This window comes from Vibrio sp. CJQ_6 (assembly GCF_043106745.1).
In the GTDB taxonomy this organism is placed as follows: Bacteria; Pseudomonadota; Gammaproteobacteria; order Enterobacterales; family Vibrionaceae; genus Vibrio; species Vibrio furnissii.
The window spans coordinates 357,822-375,914 of sequence record NZ_JBICMV010000035.1 but is presented as its reverse complement, the minus strand read 5'-3'; the positions used below and the strand labels follow the sequence as shown (position 1 = coordinate 375,914).

Here is an 18,093-nt window from a genome sequence, read left to right as displayed (position 1 = left end):
ATGTTCTTCAAAAGAAAAAACATCAATACCGAGTTTCAAGACCAGGTGCTCAAAGTTGAGGATTTACTTCATGTAGAACCCAAATCAACGCTTTCAGCATCTAGCCCCAAGCAGGATGAAAGTCCTTTGGAGAGAAAACTTCGCGAATCGGATGCTAAAAACCGCGAAATCGATGATGCGCGTAAGCAGCTAGAGCAAGAGCTGGCTGTGAAGCACTATTATCATCAGCGCTTGTTGGAAACGTTAGATTTGGCACTGCTTTCAAGCTTGGAAAAAGATCGCGCCAAGAAAGATCTGCATGATGCGATTGTGCAGTTGATGGCTGATGATCAAACGCATGCGCTGAGTGCAGAAGGCCGCAAGCGTGTGATCAAACAGATCGAGGATGAAGTGTTTGGCCTCGGCCCCTTAGAACCTTTGCTGCATGATTCCACCGTCTCGGACATCTTGGTCAATGGCCCTAAAAGTGTGTTCGTTGAACGCCGCGGTAAACTGGAACGAACCCCCTACACCTTTTTGGATGATCGCCATCTGCGCAATATCATCGACCGTATCGTGAGCCAAGTTGGGCGTCGTATCGATGAAGCTTCACCGATGGTGGACGCGCGACTCGCAGATGGCTCACGTGTGAATGCCATTATTCCCCCCCTCGCATTGGATGGCCCATCCGTTTCCATTCGTCGTTTTGCGGTCGACAAGCTGACCATGGATAACCTGCTGTCTTTTAATTCCCTGTCTGAGCAAATGGCTAAATTTGTCGAAGCGGCAGTGAAAGGTGAACTGAACATCCTGATCTCGGGCGGTACCGGCTCTGGTAAAACCACCACGCTCAACATTTTTTCCGGTTTCATTCCCAAAGAAGATCGCATCATCACCATTGAAGACTCAGCGGAGCTGCAACTGCAACAACCTCATGTGGTGCGTTTGGAAACCCGTCCGGCGAATTTGGAAGGCAAAGGGGAAATCACGCAGCGTGATTTGGTCAAAAACTCATTGCGTATGCGACCGGATCGCATTGTGCTGGGGGAGGTCCGTGGTAGTGAAGCGGTGGATATGCTTGCCGCTATGAATACTGGTCATGATGGTTCGTTGGCGACCATTCACGCCAATACACCGCGTGATGCATTGAGCCGGGTAGAGAATATGTTTGCGATGGCAGGCTGGAATATCTCGACCAAGAACCTGCGTGCTCAAATCGCTTCTGCGATTCATTTGGTGGTGCAAATGGAGCGTCAGGAAGACGGGAAGCGTCGTATGGTGAGCGTTTCAGAAATTAATGGCATGGAAGGAGACATCATCACCATGTCGGAAATTTTTAAGTTCCAACGTCAAGGGATGGATGATGAAGGCAATGTGGTGGGGCACTACACGGCAACCGGGGTGATTCCTCAGTGCCATGATTCGTTGTCAAAACGAGGCTTCCATTTGCCGTATGAAATTTTCAATGAGACGTACCAGTAGGAGGTCTCTATGCAAGATATCACGATGTTTTTTGTGCTGCTGTTTTTTGCGGTGGTGTTTATTTCACAGGCGTTGATTCTCCCGGCGGCTGGGAGTAAGGCGAAACACAAAGAGCTGGCGAATCGGCTCAAAGAAACACAATCTAATCTGGATGAAGAAAGTCGCTCATTGTTGCAAGAGCACTATCTGAAAAGCCTGACGCCATTGGATCGTCGTTTGGTGCAAGTGAAGGCGTTCGCTTCGCTGAAAAAAAGCATTGAGTTGTCCGGGTTTGATTGGTCGCTCTCGCAGACGCTTGGCGTCACAACGGTTTTGAGTTTGGGGCTGGGGCTACTTTTACTCATTCTCGGGCAAGTCTGGTACTTGTGCCTCGCTTCTGTCGCCTTTGTGTGGGTATGCCTACACATGACGTTACAGAAAAAAATATCTGACCGCTTATCAAAGTTTGAAGAACAACTGCCGGATGCGTTGGATATCATTCGTCGCATGCTACAAGCAGGTCAGCCGCTCACACAATCATTCAATGAGGTCGGGAATGAAATGCCCGCGCCCATTGGGGTTGAATTCAAAAATACCTTTAACTTGCTGAATTACGGCTATGACTTGCGCCTCGCGATTATGCAGATGGCGGACAGAACGCCCACGGTATCAATGCTGGCATTTTCCAGTGCCGTGTTACTGCAAAAAGAGACGGGCGGTAATTTGTCTGAGAACCTAGACAAAGTCTCGAAGGTGTTGCGGGCTCGGTTTAAGTTGGCTCGAAAAATCAAAACCATTTCTGCCGAAAGCCGTATGTCTGCTTGGATTTTGGTGTTGTCACCCTTCGTTTTGTTTGTGGTGATGTCTTTTATGCGACCCGATTACGTCGCGCCGTTGTATGAAGATCCGAGAGGTATGGGGTTGATCAGCTATGGCGTTGTCAGCCTATTTCTGGGCTCTTTATGGATGAGAAAAATTATCAATTTCGAGGTGTAATATGGACGATTTACTGACTGCATTATCCTCATTTCAACTGACTGAACAGACCGTGTTTCTGGGGTTAATTTTGATCGCTACGGTGTTGTTAATTATGTCGGTGGCGCTGATTGTGGTAGGGACCAAAGCGCCGATTCAACGTCAACTCGAAGAAATTCGCAAAGCGGGCGCGGTGAAAACGCCCAGTACTTTGGCTAAAAAACGCGACAAAATTCATAACACCTTGGAATCCATTGCGCCGATTATGTCGCCCAAAAACATCAAAGAGCGAGAGAGCGTACGTCATCAATTGATGCACGCGGGCTACCATGAAGCCAGTGCTCTGACGACGTTTTATGCACTGAAGGTACTGTCAACACTCGCCGGAGTGTCCATCAGTGCGCTGATGTATTTTCTCTATCCAGACATGAAAAATCTCAAATTAATCGTGATTTTTAGTGTGGCTATGGGGCTGTTTCTACCCAATTTCCTCTTGGATCGAATGGTTAAAAAACGCAAATCGAGAATCAAAGGTGGTATTCCGGATGCGTTGGATTTGCTGGTGGTGTGTACGGAATCGGGGTTGGGGTTTAATGCCGCACTGCGCCGTGTTGCTGACGAGTTGATGATCTCCCATCCGGATCTGGCGGATGAGTTGGATACCGTGTGCGCAAAGATAAAAGCGGGTGTTGAGATGTCTGAAGCGATGGCGCAGTTGGTCGAGCGTACTGGCCTTACTGAAATCAGCGGCTTGGTGAGTATGCTGGCGCATGCCTCGCGTATCGGTGGCAGTATTTCGCAAACCTTGCGTGATTACACGGAAGATTTTCGTGATAAACGGAATCAGGAAGTTGAAGAAATTGCCGCTAAAATTCCGACCAAAATGATTTTTCCGCTGCTTCTGTTTGTTTGGCCCTGCTTTTTTATCGTAGCAGTTGGTCCTTCCATGCTGTCTTTGACGGCGCATTTCGGACGATGAGGTATTTATGAGAAGACGTTACGCGACGTTGCTGATGCTGATCACGCTGGGCGGTTGTGCCAGTCAAACCGATCAACCCAAACCTTTTGAAAATGAACTTTATGATGGTCGTCCGGTTGAAACGTTTAACTCTGACGCTGCGCCGTTGACTGAAGTGGAGGCGATTAAACGCGGTGATTACGCATTAAAAGGTAACAACACTGACTTGGCGCTATATGAGTACATTCGTTCGTTGGATTTTCCTGATGCGCAATATCGCGACAAAACCTTGTACACCATTGGGCGTATTCATCAATCGCGGGGCAATCTGGAACTGTCGGAAAAGGCGTATCTTCTGGCTTTAGATGCCAACCCGAACAACATCAAAGTGTTGCAACAACTGGGTTCCAACTACACCAAACAAGGGGATGTTGAGCAGGGGGAAAGTTACTTTATTCGTGCGATTAATGCAGACCAACTGCGTTTGGCCAGCCGTGAGAAACTTGCGCTCAACAGTGTCTCGATCACCGCGATTGAACAGCTCAGCAGTGACAATCAGTCGCCCGCGCTGGCATATATGGGCTTGGGGATTTTGTATGATGTGAAAGCCAAACATCACGTTGCCAAAGCGTTTTATCAACACGCTTTGAAAATTGAACCGAAGTCGAGCAAGGCCCTGATGAACATGGGGTACTCTTATTACATGAGTGGCGAGTACGACAACGCTAAGCGCTACACTGTGGCTGCGTTAGAGCAAGACAAAACCAATGAACGGGCGCAGAACAATCTCGCCTTGATTTACCTCGCCACTGGCGAAGAGCAGCGGGCATTGAACGTGTTCATGCGCTTTATGGATGCGCCCGAAGCGTTAAACAACGTGGGCTATTTCTTGATGTTGCAGGGCAAACCGGAGAAAGCGATTCCGTACTTGCAACAAGCGATTGACAAGAAACCCTCTTACTACAAAGTGGCAAATGAAAACTTGGAGCGTGCGTTGTTGGAAGTTCGCGCCAACACCTCAGACGCCAATTCAGGCTCTGCTGCAAATTCAGGCGCTGCTGCAGTAACGACAGTCACAACGCAGTGATGGCATGGCCGAGAGGCGAGGTCAGTGATGTGTATCTAGCCTATCTTTGGGGTCTGGCTCAGGATAGGCTTCAATCACTTTCTTCAGAAATTCTTGGTGGTAACGCAGCGCATTGACGCAGTGTTTATCCAGCTTGCCAGACAACACCATTTTCTCCAATTCCAGTAACGCAAATGGCACTGACCACGCTTGTTTATAAGGGCGATGGCTAGTTAGCGCATCAAACACGTTGGCAACCGAAATGATGCGAGCGGACACTGGGATGTCATCTTGCGTCAAGCCATACGGATAGCCACTGCCATCGAGAAATTCGTGATGGTAGGCCACGATTTCTTTTAAGACCGACACGCACGGATGGTTGGGCGCCCCCATGTCGTCAATGATGTGATTGATGATCTCGACGCCCTTTTCCACATGGCCGTTGAGCTGTGCTCGTTCGTCCTCTTCCAAATGACTGGGCTTGGTCAGCACGCTCGTTGGCACGGACAGCTTGCCGATGTCGTGACAGCGTGAAAATTGGCTGATGTTCTCGATGGTTTCATCGTCGAGCTGATAGATCGGTGCCACTTCCACGGCAATCACTTTTGCAAATCGGCTGATGCGTTCACGATGCTCACGTGACTCTTTTAAATGCTCAGGAGAGTTTGCGTTAAGGTGGTTGGCCGAATCCAGCAGCGTATGGACCAGATCGTATTCGGATGAAACGACAAAACGTAAAATTTCAATGTAAGGTTTTAAGCTGGATGTTTTGATTTCATTGAAGAATTCCCGTTGGCAGGAGTTGAGAAATAAAAATCCAATGAAGGCTTTCTCGTGATAAACCGGGATGGCTAACGATGAGCGAAAACCTTGCTCAATTAACCATTTTGTGTGCGGGTAAGTGGGTTTCAGCTCTAAGGGAATATCGTTCACATAGCGGCACTCACCGGATTGAGCGCAGAGTTTGAGCGCGGGTAATTCGCTGAGCGGAAACTCGTAATGCATCAGTTCAAAGCCATGAAACGTACTGTCGGCGTATGTTTTGAGCAAATCATGTTCATGATCATAGAGCGCAAAGGAGATGCGGTCGATGTTGGGTTCGGTCACCAACAATCGATGATGAATATCGGCCAACTGATTATTCAATGTGCCCGCAGTGGGAAAGAAACTATGTTCACCTGATTTGCTGTGGGTATTCATGTCGGCGCCTCCTTGCTCACGGTGCTTACCCCGAACTTAAGTTTAGGTCATTGCCAAGAGAAACCACCAACGGATCGCCAACAAATCCAACCAAATCTTGATCTAGATGAACCCCAAGCACACACCCGCTGCGGCGAAATAAACCACCATCAGTAAAATGGGCAGACGCAGTATTTTGAGCAGCACGAACCCTAACAAGAGACAAGCGATGTCTAAGGGCTGACTGACCGCGCTCACAAACACCGGTTGGTATAGCGCTGCCACGAGCAGCCCGACCAGCGACGCATTCACGCCCGCTAGCGCACCATGAACCGCTGGTATTGCTGCGAGCGCGCGCCACTGCTTCAAGACCGCCAGTAACAACAAGAATCCCGGTAGGAAAATTGCCAGCGTGGCGAGCAGTGCAGCACTGACCGGGAAATCAGGAGCGAGTGCGTAACCGAGGTAGGTCGCGAGTGTAAACATGGGGCCAGGCACAGCTTGCGCTGCGGCGTATCCCGTCAGAAAGGTATCGGTCGTGAGTTGGGCGCCGAGTGAGTTTTGCAATAACGGCAGCACGACATGGCCACCACCAAACACCAAACTGCCCGCTTGATAAAAATGATTGAATAGACTCAATAGCGGAGCATAAGCGGCCAGCAGTGGCAAGCCAACCAAGAGGGCGACAAAGAGACTCAGCGGCTGCCAAGCGAAGAAAGCCCCGTTGCATTTTATCGTGTCTGAGTTCGCTGCGGGTGGTGCCGCTTTCAAGCGCACGGCACCCACGAGAGCGGCGACCAGCAGCACCAGCATTTGTGTCGACAGGGTGGGCAGGCAGAGCAACGCAATGGCGGTCAGAAAGCAGATCATCACCGTCAGCTTTTGACGGCAAAAGTTGTGATACATGCCCCAAGCCGCATCGGCCACGACCAGCACAGCCAGTAACTTCAGGCCATGTACGATGTGCAAAAATAGTGGTTGTTCGAGCAGTTGGCTGCTGACTATCGCCACAAGCAACATCAGCAGTACTGATGGCAATGTAAAACCGAGAAAAGCAGCGCAGGCACCGCTTAGGCCGCCTTGTCGGTAGCCAATCGCAAAGCCGACTTGGCTTGACCCCGGGCCGGGTAGAAACTGGCTCAGCGCGACAATTTGTGCGTATTCTTCATCACTCAACCAGCGATGCTTGTGCACGAATGTTTGTCTGAAATACCCGATGTGCGCTGCCGGTCCGCCAAAGCAGACCCACCCCAACGTAAAGAAGATTCTGAATATGTTGACCATCTCATCCTGCTTGTTTGTCGCCCGTCTTTCGCCCGCAATGTAGGGAGAGATAGCATCGAGCTCAACGAAAAAGTTGTAAGAAAATACAGCAGGTTTGTGACATTACGATGAGGGCGTTGTTCTCTTCATCAACCAACCCATGGTTTGCCAAATGATGACGGTCACCAGAGCGCTTACATAGCCATCGATGGCGTAATGCCACGCGAGATGAACTGAACCAATTTGGATCATGAGTGCGTAGCACCATGCCAATATTCCCCATTGACGATGCAATGTAGAAACTGCAAGTGCGAGTAGAACCGCCATTGAGACGTGCATGCTGGGCATTGCTGATATTCCCGAACCAATGCCTTGTTGCCGATTTTCATACATTAACCAAAGATTATTCTGGATCTCAAGTGAACTTAGCATTGGCAAGCCAAGTGATATTAGTTCTCTATTTTGGGTATTTAATTTATCTAGCAATGGCAAGTAGTCTGAACTTTGATTAATGAGATGAACAAAGCATGGGCCAGAAGATGAAAATAATGTCGCCATGAATGTGCCGATTATCAACCAACAAAATATAAATGTTAATATAAATTGGTTTCTTAATGTATTATTTTCTCTATGGACAATAAAGTAAAGTAATGACGCCCACGTTACAATAAACCAAAACTTATAGTTCAAATCAAAAATTAAAGTGAATATAGCATATTTAAATAGTCCGTGAGTTATTTTCCAAGGGGGTGAACCAAAATGAATGTAACTATCAATATAACTTAATGTATTGTCACTATAGAAATAATTTACATCTGGAATAATTGTTTTTAAATATGTGTACGTAGAAAATATGAGGCTAATGGAAATAATGAAAAAAATTAATGCTAACGTTTTTGATGGGGTTTTAAAAGCATTTTTTATGACATTTAACCATGCTATTATAGGGTGAGGGTTTTTAGTTGCTAACATAAGAAAATAAAAGTATACGCACCAGCTTATGAATGTTAAATATGATATTTTAAATAAAGAAGATGTATATATTAAACTTGAGTATTTTAATGGTGATATATTGTTGGATAACTCTAAGGTATAAATGAATAGAATCAATAACAATGCTATGTAATGTATATATTTATCCTGTTTTATCAGTGTTTTAAAATGTATTAATTCAGAGTTTACGTATTTATTTATTGTTAGAATTGTATCCATACCCAGCCCTACAAACAATGTTTTCTTACATTATAGTTGATCTGTGGTTTTTTCGTTTTTGAATAATTAGAACAATGTCACGTCCATGCATGTATTAAAATGCATGGATGAGATTAATGATCAACTAAGTTAGGAATGTTGCTTATCAATCGTGATGACTTTAAATACAAACCAAATGATGACGGTCACCAGAGCGCTTACATAGCCATCGATGGCGTAATGCCACGCGAGATGAACTGAACCAATTTGGATCATGAGTGCGTAGCACCATGCCAATATTCCCCATTGACGATGCAATGTAGAAACTGCAAGTGCAAGTAGAACCGCCATTGAGACGTGCATGCTGGGCATTGCTGATATTCCCGAGCCAATGCCTTGATCGCGCGTTTCGAACTGATGCCAGAGTACGTCCTGAATGTTCAAAGCCCAAATCGAGGGGAAATGGTTTTGCTGTAACCAGTCATTTTGATCCTGAAGGCGCTGCATCAACGGGGCGTATTCATCGTGTGAGGCATTTAGCAATTCGGTGAAGCAAGGGCCCGCCGAGGACAACAGCGTGGCAAACACGCAGCCCAGCAGTATCCAACACGTGATGAAGGAGAGAAAAAAACGTAGCCGGAGGGCGGGGGTGTGTCGGTATAAAGTGAAAAACACCAACATGCCCCAAATGACGAAAAACCACAGATTGTAAAAGAAGTTAATCACCATCGTGGCCAATGGATGGGCAAAGATGGTGTGGGTGATTTTCCAAGGCGACATACCCGCATGGAGCACTTTGTCCCACTGATAAAACAGCGCATCGTATTGATAGAATTGAATATCTGGAATGATGGATTTCATGTAGGTGTAGCTGGACAGGACCACACTAAGACACAACAGTGTCAGCAAGCAGGCCAAAGGGCGAGAGAGTGGCGAACAGAAAGTGAGCACGGTTTTGAGCAGATAAAGCGTGGGGTGAGCGATACGGTTTTTGAGCATATAGCCATAAAAGTACGTGCACCAGAGCACAAATGTCACACTGGTCGTGTGCACGATGGATCCCCAATAAGTGGTGAGTCGGTAATGTAGTTTGGTCTCAATGCCACCCCATGAAATCACCCCATAAATACTGACAATCAGAATCAGCACGTAAAGATAGATGAGCTTATCTTCGGCAAGTATCTGTTTCAGGCTGCGCCATTCTTCACGCCAATGAGGGCGTGGGATTCGACATTCCATTGCGTCACTCGACTGACTTTCGGTCATATTAGTTTAGTGCAAATTATTGAATCGACATCACTTAGTGTGTTTCGAGTCATCGCTGCTCAAAACGACTTGGCTCAGCATGCCTCGTTACTGAGGTCCGTATGGATGCAGATTTTGTGCAAAAAGATAGCGGGAATATCCATGTAAACGTTTCCATTAATGCCAATTCAATCACAGTATGCCGTTGGGGTCGGTTGTTACACTGCCATCCATTCATTGATGTCGATGTAGAGAATGAATGACATGAAAAAAGTATTTACTGGATGGCGACGTGCCGTGAAATCGAATGGCACGGCAACGGAGGTGTTGGGTGGTTAATCCGTTGTTTGAGTCGATGACTCGCAAACCGTTTCAAGACGGAAACGTGGCGACGTTGGTTGAACTGACCAACCGTCATGGTATGCGCATTGTGCTGATGGACATTGGTGCGACGTGGTTGAGTTGTCAGTTGCCGCTGGAAAACGAAGTACGTGAAGTGCTGCTTGGTGTCGACACCATGGCCGCGTTTGAAGCGCAAGGCTGCTTTTTTGGTGCCACGGTGGGGCGTTATGCCAACCGCATTGCCAAAGCGCAATACCAATACCAAGGTCAAACCGTGCACGTGACGGCCAGTCAGGGTGAAAACTGCCTGCATGGTGGACAGCCGGGCTGGAGTCATCGCCGTTGGACATTGACCCGTCACTCCGAGAATCAAGCGGTATTTTCGATCGCCTCAGCGGATGGCGAGCAGGGCTTTCCGGGTCATGTCGAGGCATCCGTGACCTATGAACTGACGGACAACAATGAAGTCCGCATCCGTTATCACGCGGTCACCGACAAAGCAACGCCCGTCAACTTAACCAACCACGGTTACTTTAACCTCATGGGCGCCGATTCTGGCGCGAGCGTGCTGCACCATAAACTACAAATCAACGCCGATGATTATTTGCCGACGGATGAAACGGCGATTCCGCTTGGCGAGTTGCATAGCGTTACCGACACCGGGTTCGATTTTCGCCGCATTAAACCTGTCGGTCAGGATCTGATGCTTGATGAGCAGCAAGTGCCGGCCAACGGTTACGATCACAGCTATTGGCTCAACGACGCCTGTCGCCACGGCGCCTGTGCGGCGACGCTCATCTCCGATGATGAATCGGTCACTCTGCACGTCTACACCGACAAGCCCGCGCTGCAACTGTATAGCGGCAACTGGCTGCAAGGGAATCCGGGACGTCACGGTTCGGTCTATCAGAATTATCAAGGGCTGGCGTTGGAAACCCAATTCTTGCCCGATTCACCCAACCATCCAGAATGGCAACAGGCGAGCTGCATGCTGCTTCCTGAACAAGAATACGCTTACTCAACCGTGTATCAGTTTCAACTGATGGGGGAGAAACTGTAACGTTTCACGGTGAAGCGATGTTTGCCCTCGCCATGTGACGAGGGCATTTTTTTATCACGTGAATGACGTGCGAGTGTTCATAATTCCGCTCAATGTGACTTGTGCTTTCGCAAGGGCTTGCTAGTGTGAGCGATTATTCACTTTCGGAACTCAGCCATGGACTCAACCTTTCACACCGTCGGTTATGACGCGTTTGCCAAACTTGATTTACGCGTTGGCATCATTCGCGCGGTGAAACGTCACGAGAACGCCGATAAGCTTTACATCGTACAAATCGAAGTGGGGGAACAGACGCTGCAAACGGTCACCAGTTTGGTGCCATATTATCAGGCCGATGAGCTGATGAACCGTCAAGTGGTCGTGCTGTGTAATCTTGAACCTGTCACCATGCGCGGTGAGTTGTCGGAATGTATGTTGCTGTGCGCCGAAACGGTTGATGGGGAGGAGAGTGTGTTGTTAACCCCCGAGCGCCCAATTGCCTCAGGGGTTCGGATTGTTTAACGCACGTGTGCTATCAGTGCGTCGATCACCGATTGATGTGCTGGGGTCACGCCGGCTAAATTGCCATATTTGGGCGCATGGCGATCATTTTCCAAGGGGTGCTGCCAGCCAACGGTGTGCTCCACAAAATGACGCGCAAACGCTTCAGAAACTTCCAAGCAGCCTGCCAAGACGGTGTCCACGTAGGTTTGCACAATCGGGCTACGTTCACACGGCGGTTGATGCTGCGCGGTGACGTACACCCAAATCGCTTGGCTCGCATCAAACTCGGCATCGGTTTCGATTTGTTCTGCGGTCAACGCAATGCGCTGATACCCGCGTTCGCGGCGATCAAATTCCGCCAAGGCTGCCTCATCAATCTCCAGCAATACGCCGTTCACTTGGCCATCGCCCGGATTGACGACCAGCGGTGAAATGACGTAGCTATCATTGATTTTTCCCCAATACCGTACCAAGCCATGCACCGTGGCGGGCAGCGCACGCCCGGTGTTGCCGGTGAGTTGTCGGGATGCAGAATTCATCAGGCTTCCGTAGCCGAAAATGTACATAGTGTCTCCATGACTCCGGTTGAACGTCGAGCAGTTCGACGAGAAAGTGAGTTCGGGCTACGCGCCATGCGATCATGCGTGACGTTATGCTGTAGCCCGAGCGAAATGGGGGTTAAGGCTGATTGCTGAAAAACTGCAAACGACGCAGAATCCAGAACTCCAGCGCAAAAATCGCCACCAAGCCGACACAGAAGAAGCCAAAGGCCAGTGGGGATTCAGTGCCGGGAATGCCTCCCACGTTAACACCAAGCAGGCCGGTTAAAAAGCTGGTGGGCAGGAAAATCGCCGCGATAACCGAGAACAAATAGGTGTTCTGGTTCATCTTCTCTGCGTGGTACTGACGCAGTTCGCCTTTGATGATTTCCAGCTCGCTGAGGTAGAAATCCAGTGTTTCGTTGATGCGCGTGATGGTGTTGACGCTGTGGCGTAAGCGCAGGTGCTTGCTGCCCGCCAGTGGCACGCTGGAGTTGAGGTAATCGTCGATGGCGTATTGTTGCGGCTTAATGAAGCGTTTGATTTTCAACAGCGCTTTGTGGGTGTCCATCAGCTCTTCGCTCAGTTCGACTTCATCATCAAAGGCGCTGATTTTGTCTTCGACTAAATCGAGGTAGTTATCGATGTTGCGGTTTAAGCCATCGATGATGCCCAGCACCAATTCCGCCAAGCTCTTGGCACCATTGCCGTCAAGCAAGGCATTGCGCAAGGTATTGATGGTTTTGGAGGGAATCTTCCGGCTCGAAATCAACGCACCGTTGTAGTACAGAATGCGCACGCTGAGCATATCGGCTGGGTCGGAGTTGTCGTTTAGATTGACGCCACGCAGAATCAGCAAAAAGTTTTGTTCGTCATACTGTTCAAACAGCGGACGGGTGTCCTCAGCCAGTAAGCTGTCGACGATGGAGGCGGGAATGGTATTGGCGATCAACCAGTCTCGAACGCCCGCAGCATCGCGTTGGCAGTGATACCAGTGACCGGCTTCAATGTGTTGCGGTGACCCTTCAGGTTGCGTTGCCTGATCGTCACTAAAACGCCAGTGGTCAATGAGAAAATCCATAACAATCCTCTTATGCGAAAAAGCCAGGGGTTACCCTGGCTTTCAGTTTAGAATCCGCGCATCTGAATGCGACGGAGAAACTCGGTCATCACCCGGTCGTACAACAGATCGCCGAGGAAGGCGTCTTCGACATGGTGGTCAATGCTCGGGTTATCATTGACTTCGATAACATAAACTTGACCGTCAATCTCTTTTAAGTCAACACCATATAGCCCACCTCCGATGAGATTGGCCGCTTTGAGTGCCACATCCACCACGTGTTTGGGCACCTGTTTCAAGTCTAATGTTTCAAAACCGCCGGAAGACACACGGCCGCTGCTGTGGTGTTGGTAAATCTGCCAGTGGCCACGGCTCATCATGTATTTACACGCGAAAATCGGTTGGTGGTTCAGCACGCCGATGCGCCAGTCAAAGTCGGTTGGCATAAACGCCTGCGCCAAGATCAGCGCACTTTTTTCAAACAGTGCGTTGGCTTCGTTTTCCAGCTCTTGTTCGTTGCGAACTTTGACCACGCCACGTGAGAAAGCGCCATCGGGAATCTTCAACACCATCGGGAACTCTAAATGCTCCATCAGGTAAGATTTCCAGTTGGGATCGAAACTCTGCACGATCACACTGCGCGGAGCCGGAATGTTATGGCGTTGCAGCAGCTCAGTCAGGAACACTTTGTTGGTGCATTTCATGATCGATTCGGAATCGTCCATCACCACCAAGCCCATCTTCTCGGCCGTTTTGGCGAAACGGTAGGTGAAGTTGCTGATGTTGGTGGTCGCACGAATAAACAGGCCATCAAATTCGCCCAAACGGGACAAATCGTCGGGGGAAATGGTTTCCAAGTTCATGCCCAAACGGTTGGCTGCACGGCGAAAACGCTTCAAAGCCGACGCATCGGATGGCGGCATTTTTTCCTCGTCGTCGACCAACATCGCCATGTCATAGCGATACTTTTTCTCTTGTTTGGGTTTACGCCAGATTTTGGTGGAGAACTGTTCCAGTGACTCAATGAAGAAATCTTGCTCTGGATCGTCTAGGTTCTGGAAAGAGAACGGCGCGATCTTGCTGATTTGCCAATGGCCTTGGTGTTTGGTCATGCTGAGCTCAATCACCGGCACCATAAACTGTTCAAACAGATGGCGGGCCAATTTTTCTAACCCGGGTTCCGGCGTGCGGCCAAAGTAAATTTTGCAGTGAATCGAGTCGGTGTCTTTGCACAACTTATGCAGTTTGAGTAAGCCGCTGGAGAGCAAAAACGGTTGGTTGATGTCATTGATCGCCATGACGCGAGGAATCACACGGTGACCACGAGCTTCCGCCATCAGGGAGCAGTAATAGCCGGTGCTCATGTAGTCGTAATCGCGACACAGGTTGACCACTTGCAAGCTGCGGTGACTGTCTTTCCAATCAGCGTCAAGGTATTGATCGACACTGATCACTTGTTCGGATGGGAAGTATTGCTGCCAGTCACTGGCTTGATCTGTCACGATTAAAAGGTTTGCCATAGTTAATTTTTTCCTATCACAATAGGTGTATCATAGCCCTCAGACTTGACACCCCACGACAGACTGCCCAGCTTCTTTTCTCCGGTGGAGAAATCGTTCTCGACGGTTTGTATGGCGGTGACGCCAAGTGTTTTGGGTAATCTAAATCGCAATCTTGCCAACCACTATCCTGTAAATTCAGTAAGGACATCGTATGGACTTTCGTCTTGCGAACAGTGCTGATCTCAATGCGCTTAATGCGTTAGAACAACAGCTATTTGATGGGGATAAAATTTCTCCGCGTCAAATGAAGCGTTTTTTACACTCCAACCAGGCGATTATTTTCGTGGCGGACGCCGGTGAGGAACTGGCTGGATATGCATTGCTACTATTTCATCAAGGTACACAGCTATCAAGGTTGTATTCGATTGCCGTTAAACCTGATTTCAGAGGACGGAGGATTGCTCAGACATTAGTCGAGCAATGCGAGCGTGCAGCTCTTGATCAAGGCTCTACTACATTACGGCTAGAAGTACGTGAAGACAATATAGCAGCGATAAATTTATATGAAAAAATGGGCTACAAAACTTTGAAGCTGCTCATCCATTACTATGACGATTTATGTGATGGACGTCGCATGCAGAAACGGTTGACGCCCCATGGTCAGAAAGTGCTGCTACCCATGCCGTTGTACGTGCAAACCACGCCGTTTACCTGCGGTGCCGCATGTCTGATGATGAGCTTTTCATGCCTTGATGAGCACTTTGAACCCAGCCGCACGCAAGAGCTGCAATTGTGGCGTGAAGCGACCACCATTTTCATGGCGGCTGGCCATGGCGGATGCAGCGGACAAGGCCTCGCGCTTTCGGCAGCGCGGCGCGGTTTTCATGTCGAGCTGTGGAACCAGTCACGCAGCACACCATTCATCGACAGCGTGCGCGATCCGAACAAGAAACAGGTGATTGAGCTGGTGCATCAGGACTTTTGTCGTCAATTGGCACAAGAAGATGTTGAGATCATTGACGCGCCGCCAAGCCAAGCGCAGCTCGAAACGTGGGTCACGCAGGGTTCGTGCGTGCTGCTGCTCATCAGCACCTATCGTTTTGATGGCAAGAAAGAGCCGCACTGGATCGTCTTGAGTGGCATGAGCGACAAGTTCTTTTTCTTTCATGATCCGCATGCGGAATCGGAAGATCATGCTGTGGCGTCGGCCTATGTGCCGGTGGGCAAAAAAGCGCTGTCGCAGATCATCGGCTTTGGCAAACAAAAGCAAATTGCTTGTGTGGTGATTAGCCGCCGCGACCCAGCGTCATCATAGTGAGTCATCATCAATCAAAGGAGTCTTAATGACTCCTTTTTTATTGTGTTTTTTTGACTCGAAAATGAAAGGTTTATTTTTAATTGATTGATATTTAATGAATAGTTTTCTGGCTCGCTTTATGCGTAGGCTAAGTCATACTCCCTGAACGAGGCAGAAGAGGTCAGCGTGTTAAATATTGTCGATAAACGGGTTGAAGAGCGCATTCCGGCTTACTTGCGGTTGGGGTTTCGACCGTTCTTTTTATTGGGCAGCGTGTACGCGGTGATTGCCGTGGTCGCTTGGGTGTGGATGTTCCAGCAGGGGCAGCCGAATGTGCTGCGTGTGCCCGCATTGTGGTGGCACGTGCATGAGATGTTATTTGGGTTTGCGATGGCGATTGTGGTGGGTTTTTTGCTCACCGCCGTCCAAAACTGGACTGGCATTCCCGGCACCAAAAGCAGACGTTTAGCGCTGTTGGTTACGTTGTGGCTGCTGGTGCGCGTGCTGTTTTGGACGCCAGTTCCATTGTGGCTGACGTCGAGTATTGAAGCGCTGTTTTTGGCGCTGACGGCGTACGAAATTGGTATGCGCGTGGTGAAAGCCAAAGGCTGGCGTAATCTGTTTTTTGTGCCGCTGTTTGCACTAGCGATGGTGGCCAACTTTGCCAGTTATGCCACCATCAAAGGCATGCCGCCGTTTCCTTCCTCTGCGGTTTGGCAAGCGATGTTGTGGTGGTTCATGTTGCTGTTGTCGGTGATGGGCGGGCGGGTGATTCCGTTTTTCACCGCGCGCCGTTTTCAGTTTGAGAAAGCTGCGCCCAAACTGTGGTTGGATGTACTGGCTAACGGGCCGCTGGTGGCGCTGTTTATTGTCAGTTTTTTCCCGATTGTTGAAGCGCAATTGGCGCAGTCGTTGATGTTGCTGGCAGGCGCCGCGCAATGGGTTCGCTGGTTGCGTTGGCAACCGTGGCGTACGCTCAGTGAACCTTTGGTGTGGTCGCTGCATGGGGCGTATGCGTGTATTCCGCTGAGTCTGCTGGTACGCGGGTTCGTCAATCCCGGTTTTGTGTCGCACACCCTACTACACCTGTTTGCGATCGGGGCGCTCGCCGGGCTGATTTTAGCGATGATCGCACGTGTGACCATGGGACATACTGGCCGAGCCATTTACCAAGGGCCGAACATGGCGATGTCGTTTGCCGCGCTGCTCTTGGCGGCGTTGGTGCGCAGCTTGGGCGTGGCGTTCTGGCCGGCGCACATGATGGGGTGGATCAACCTCAGTGCCGGATTGTGGGCGCTGGCGTTTGGTTTGTTTGTGTGGCGATTTGGCGCGATGTTACTCACGCCCAGAGTCGATGGGCACCCCGGTTAATCGGGCGAAGAAAAGAAAAGCTGCGCCATGCGCAGCTTTTGTGTTGATAGGGGCGTCAGTGCCTGGTGTTATGCAAAGCGCGCCAGCACCTCATGCACTTGCGCGCTCATACGCGCCTTGTCTTCAGCGGAGATGAAGCTCGCTTCAATCGCATTGAGGGTGAATTGCGCCAGCTCTTGGTGTGACATCGGGTGTGCGTTGGCGACCGCCATAAAGTTATCGGTCATGTAGCCGCCAAAGTAAGCTGGATCGTCAGAGTTGATGGTCACGCATAGCCCTTGGCGCAGCAGTTCAACCACGTTGTGCTCATCCATCTCGCTAAACACTTTCAGTTTTAGGTTCGAGAGCGGGCAAACGGTCAGCGGCATGCGCGTCTCTTGCAGCACTTGAACCAGTTCAGTATCTTCCACGCAGCGCACGCCATGATCGACGCGTTGCACGCCAAGCAAATCAATCGCGTTGCGAATGTTCAGCGCCGGCCCTTCTTCCCCTGCATGTGCCACGGCTAGAAAACCTGCTTCACGGGCTTGGTGAAACACGCGTGAAAATTTTTCCGGCGGATGCCCCGCTTCAGACGAATCGAGACCGACACCGACAATCTTGTCCTTGTACGGCAGTGCTTGCTGCAGGGTGAGCATGGCATCATCTTCGCTGAGATGGCGCAGGAAACACATGATCAGCTGGCTGGAGATGCCCAGCTCTTGCTGCGCCTTATCCAGCGCCTGCGTGATGCCGCGAATCACGGTGTCAAACGCGATGCCGCGTGCGGTGTGCGTTTGTGGATCGAAGAAGATTTCGGTGTGCATCACGTTGTCTTGCTGGCAACGCAGCAGGTAAGCCCACGTGAGATCGAAAAAGTCTTGTTCGTGGATCAGCACGTTGGCGCCTTGGTAGTAAATATCGAGGAACGATTGCAGATTGGAAAATTGGTAGGCCGCTCGCACTTCATCCGGGGAAGTAAAGGGAATCGCAATCTGGTTCCGTTGGGCGAGGTCGAACATCAGTTCTGGTTCGAGTGACCCTTCAATGTGTAGGTGTAGTTCCACCTTAGGGAGTTGCTGAATAAATTCTTTCATATATCGGCTCTTAATCAAAAAGTTGAGATTAATCGCTTTTCACCTT

Annotated in this window: 16 protein-coding genes; 8 read left to right on the top strand and 8 right to left on the bottom strand. The window is 49.6% G+C overall.

Annotation, left to right across the window (positions count from 1 at the left end; genetic code table 11):
* The 4 genes from ACF8PK_RS19680 to ACF8PK_RS19665 are packed head-to-tail and all read left to right on the top strand — an operon-like array spanning position 1 to position 4,460.
* A complete protein-coding gene (locus ACF8PK_RS19680) occupies positions 1-1,461 on the top strand; it encodes a CpaF family protein (protein WP_392443187.1) in 1,461 nt (486 codons plus the stop codon).
* Positions 1,462-1,470: 9 nt separating this feature from the next.
* On the top strand, positions 1,471-2,436 hold the full coding sequence (locus ACF8PK_RS19675) for a type II secretion system F family protein (RefSeq protein ID WP_055465933.1): 966 nt from the start codon (positions 1,471-1,473) through the stop codon (positions 2,434-2,436).
* Between the two features lies 1 nt (position 2,437).
* Positions 2,438-3,394, top strand: a complete 957-nt coding sequence (locus tag ACF8PK_RS19670) for a type II secretion system F family protein (protein WP_055465934.1) — start codon at positions 2,438-2,440, stop codon at positions 3,392-3,394.
* A gap of 7 nt (positions 3,395-3,401) precedes the next feature.
* Positions 3,402-4,460: a lipopolysaccharide assembly protein LapB gene (locus ACF8PK_RS19665; RefSeq protein WP_158141090.1), complete on the top strand. Its 1,059-nt coding sequence runs from the start codon at positions 3,402-3,404 to the stop codon at positions 4,458-4,460.
* Positions 4,461-4,481: 21 nt separating this feature from the next.
* Here ACF8PK_RS19665 and ACF8PK_RS19660 read toward each other — a convergent pair whose 3' ends face one another.
* From ACF8PK_RS19660 to ACF8PK_RS19645, 4 genes are all read right to left on the bottom strand, one after another.
* On the bottom strand, positions 4,482-5,639 hold the full coding sequence (locus ACF8PK_RS19660) for an HD domain-containing phosphohydrolase (RefSeq protein ID WP_143680168.1): 1,158 nt from the start codon (positions 5,637-5,639) through the stop codon (positions 4,482-4,484).
* Positions 5,640-5,741: 102 nt separating this feature from the next.
* The gene (gene chrA, locus ACF8PK_RS19655) at positions 5,742-6,902 is read right to left on the bottom strand and encodes a chromate efflux transporter (RefSeq protein ID WP_392443182.1); all 1,161 of its coding nucleotides are present in this window, start codon (positions 6,900-6,902) and stop codon (positions 5,742-5,744) included.
* A gap of 102 nt (positions 6,903-7,004) precedes the next feature.
* Entirely contained in the window at positions 7,005-7,853 is an 849-nt protein-coding gene (locus tag ACF8PK_RS19650) for a phosphatase PAP2 family protein (RefSeq protein WP_392443180.1), read from the bottom strand.
* A gap of 369 nt (positions 7,854-8,222) precedes the next feature.
* A complete protein-coding gene (locus ACF8PK_RS19645) occupies positions 8,223-9,311 on the bottom strand; it encodes a phosphatase PAP2 family protein (RefSeq protein WP_392443178.1) in 1,089 nt (362 codons plus the stop codon).
* A gap of 361 nt (positions 9,312-9,672) precedes the next feature.
* Here ACF8PK_RS19645 and galM point away from each other — a divergent pair, with 361 nt between their 5' ends.
* Together galM and ACF8PK_RS19635 are read left to right on the top strand one after the other, a co-directional pair.
* Positions 9,673-10,719: a galactose-1-epimerase gene (galM, locus tag ACF8PK_RS19640; protein ID WP_392443309.1), complete on the top strand. Its 1,047-nt coding sequence runs from the start codon at positions 9,673-9,675 to the stop codon at positions 10,717-10,719.
* Between the two features lie 156 nt (positions 10,720-10,875).
* A complete protein-coding gene (locus ACF8PK_RS19635) occupies positions 10,876-11,220 on the top strand; it encodes a tRNA-binding protein (protein WP_004729531.1) in 345 nt (114 codons plus the stop codon).
* Here the strand turns inward: ACF8PK_RS19635 and ACF8PK_RS19630 are convergent.
* The 3 genes from ACF8PK_RS19630 to ACF8PK_RS19620 form a co-directional block, all read right to left on the bottom strand.
* Entirely contained in the window at positions 11,217-11,768 is a 552-nt protein-coding gene (locus ACF8PK_RS19630) for a gamma-glutamylcyclotransferase family protein (protein WP_206981639.1), read from the bottom strand. The two genes, ACF8PK_RS19635 and ACF8PK_RS19630, sit on opposite strands and share 4 nt — an antisense overlap.
* A 112-nt stretch (positions 11,769-11,880) precedes the next feature.
* Complete coding sequence (locus ACF8PK_RS19625) at positions 11,881-12,822, bottom strand: zinc transporter ZntB (RefSeq protein WP_014205692.1); 942 nt, start codon at positions 12,820-12,822, stop codon at positions 11,881-11,883.
* Positions 12,823-12,869: 47 nt separating this feature from the next.
* Positions 12,870-14,321 (bottom strand): RimK family protein, encoded by a 1,452-nt coding sequence (locus tag ACF8PK_RS19620; protein ID WP_014205691.1) that lies wholly within the window; start codon positions 14,319-14,321, stop codon positions 12,870-12,872.
* A gap of 193 nt (positions 14,322-14,514) precedes the next feature.
* On the opposite strand from ACF8PK_RS19620, the gene ACF8PK_RS19615 reads away from it, so the two are divergent.
* Together ACF8PK_RS19615 and ACF8PK_RS19610 are read left to right on the top strand one after the other, a co-directional pair.
* Positions 14,515-15,618, top strand: coding sequence for a GNAT family N-acetyltransferase/peptidase C39 family protein (locus ACF8PK_RS19615; RefSeq protein ID WP_392443174.1), 1,104 nt, complete (start codon positions 14,515-14,517; stop codon positions 15,616-15,618).
* Positions 15,619-15,786: 168 nt separating this feature from the next.
* Positions 15,787-16,971: an NnrS family protein gene (locus ACF8PK_RS19610; RefSeq protein WP_392443172.1), complete on the top strand. Its 1,185-nt coding sequence runs from the start codon at positions 15,787-15,789 to the stop codon at positions 16,969-16,971.
* Between the two features lie 68 nt (positions 16,972-17,039).
* On the opposite strand, the gene ACF8PK_RS19605 is transcribed toward ACF8PK_RS19610, so the two are convergent.
* The gene (locus tag ACF8PK_RS19605) at positions 17,040-18,047 is read right to left on the bottom strand and encodes an adenosine deaminase (protein ID WP_392443169.1); all 1,008 of its coding nucleotides are present in this window, start codon (positions 18,045-18,047) and stop codon (positions 17,040-17,042) included.
* Between the last annotated feature and the right edge of the window lie 46 nt (positions 18,048-18,093).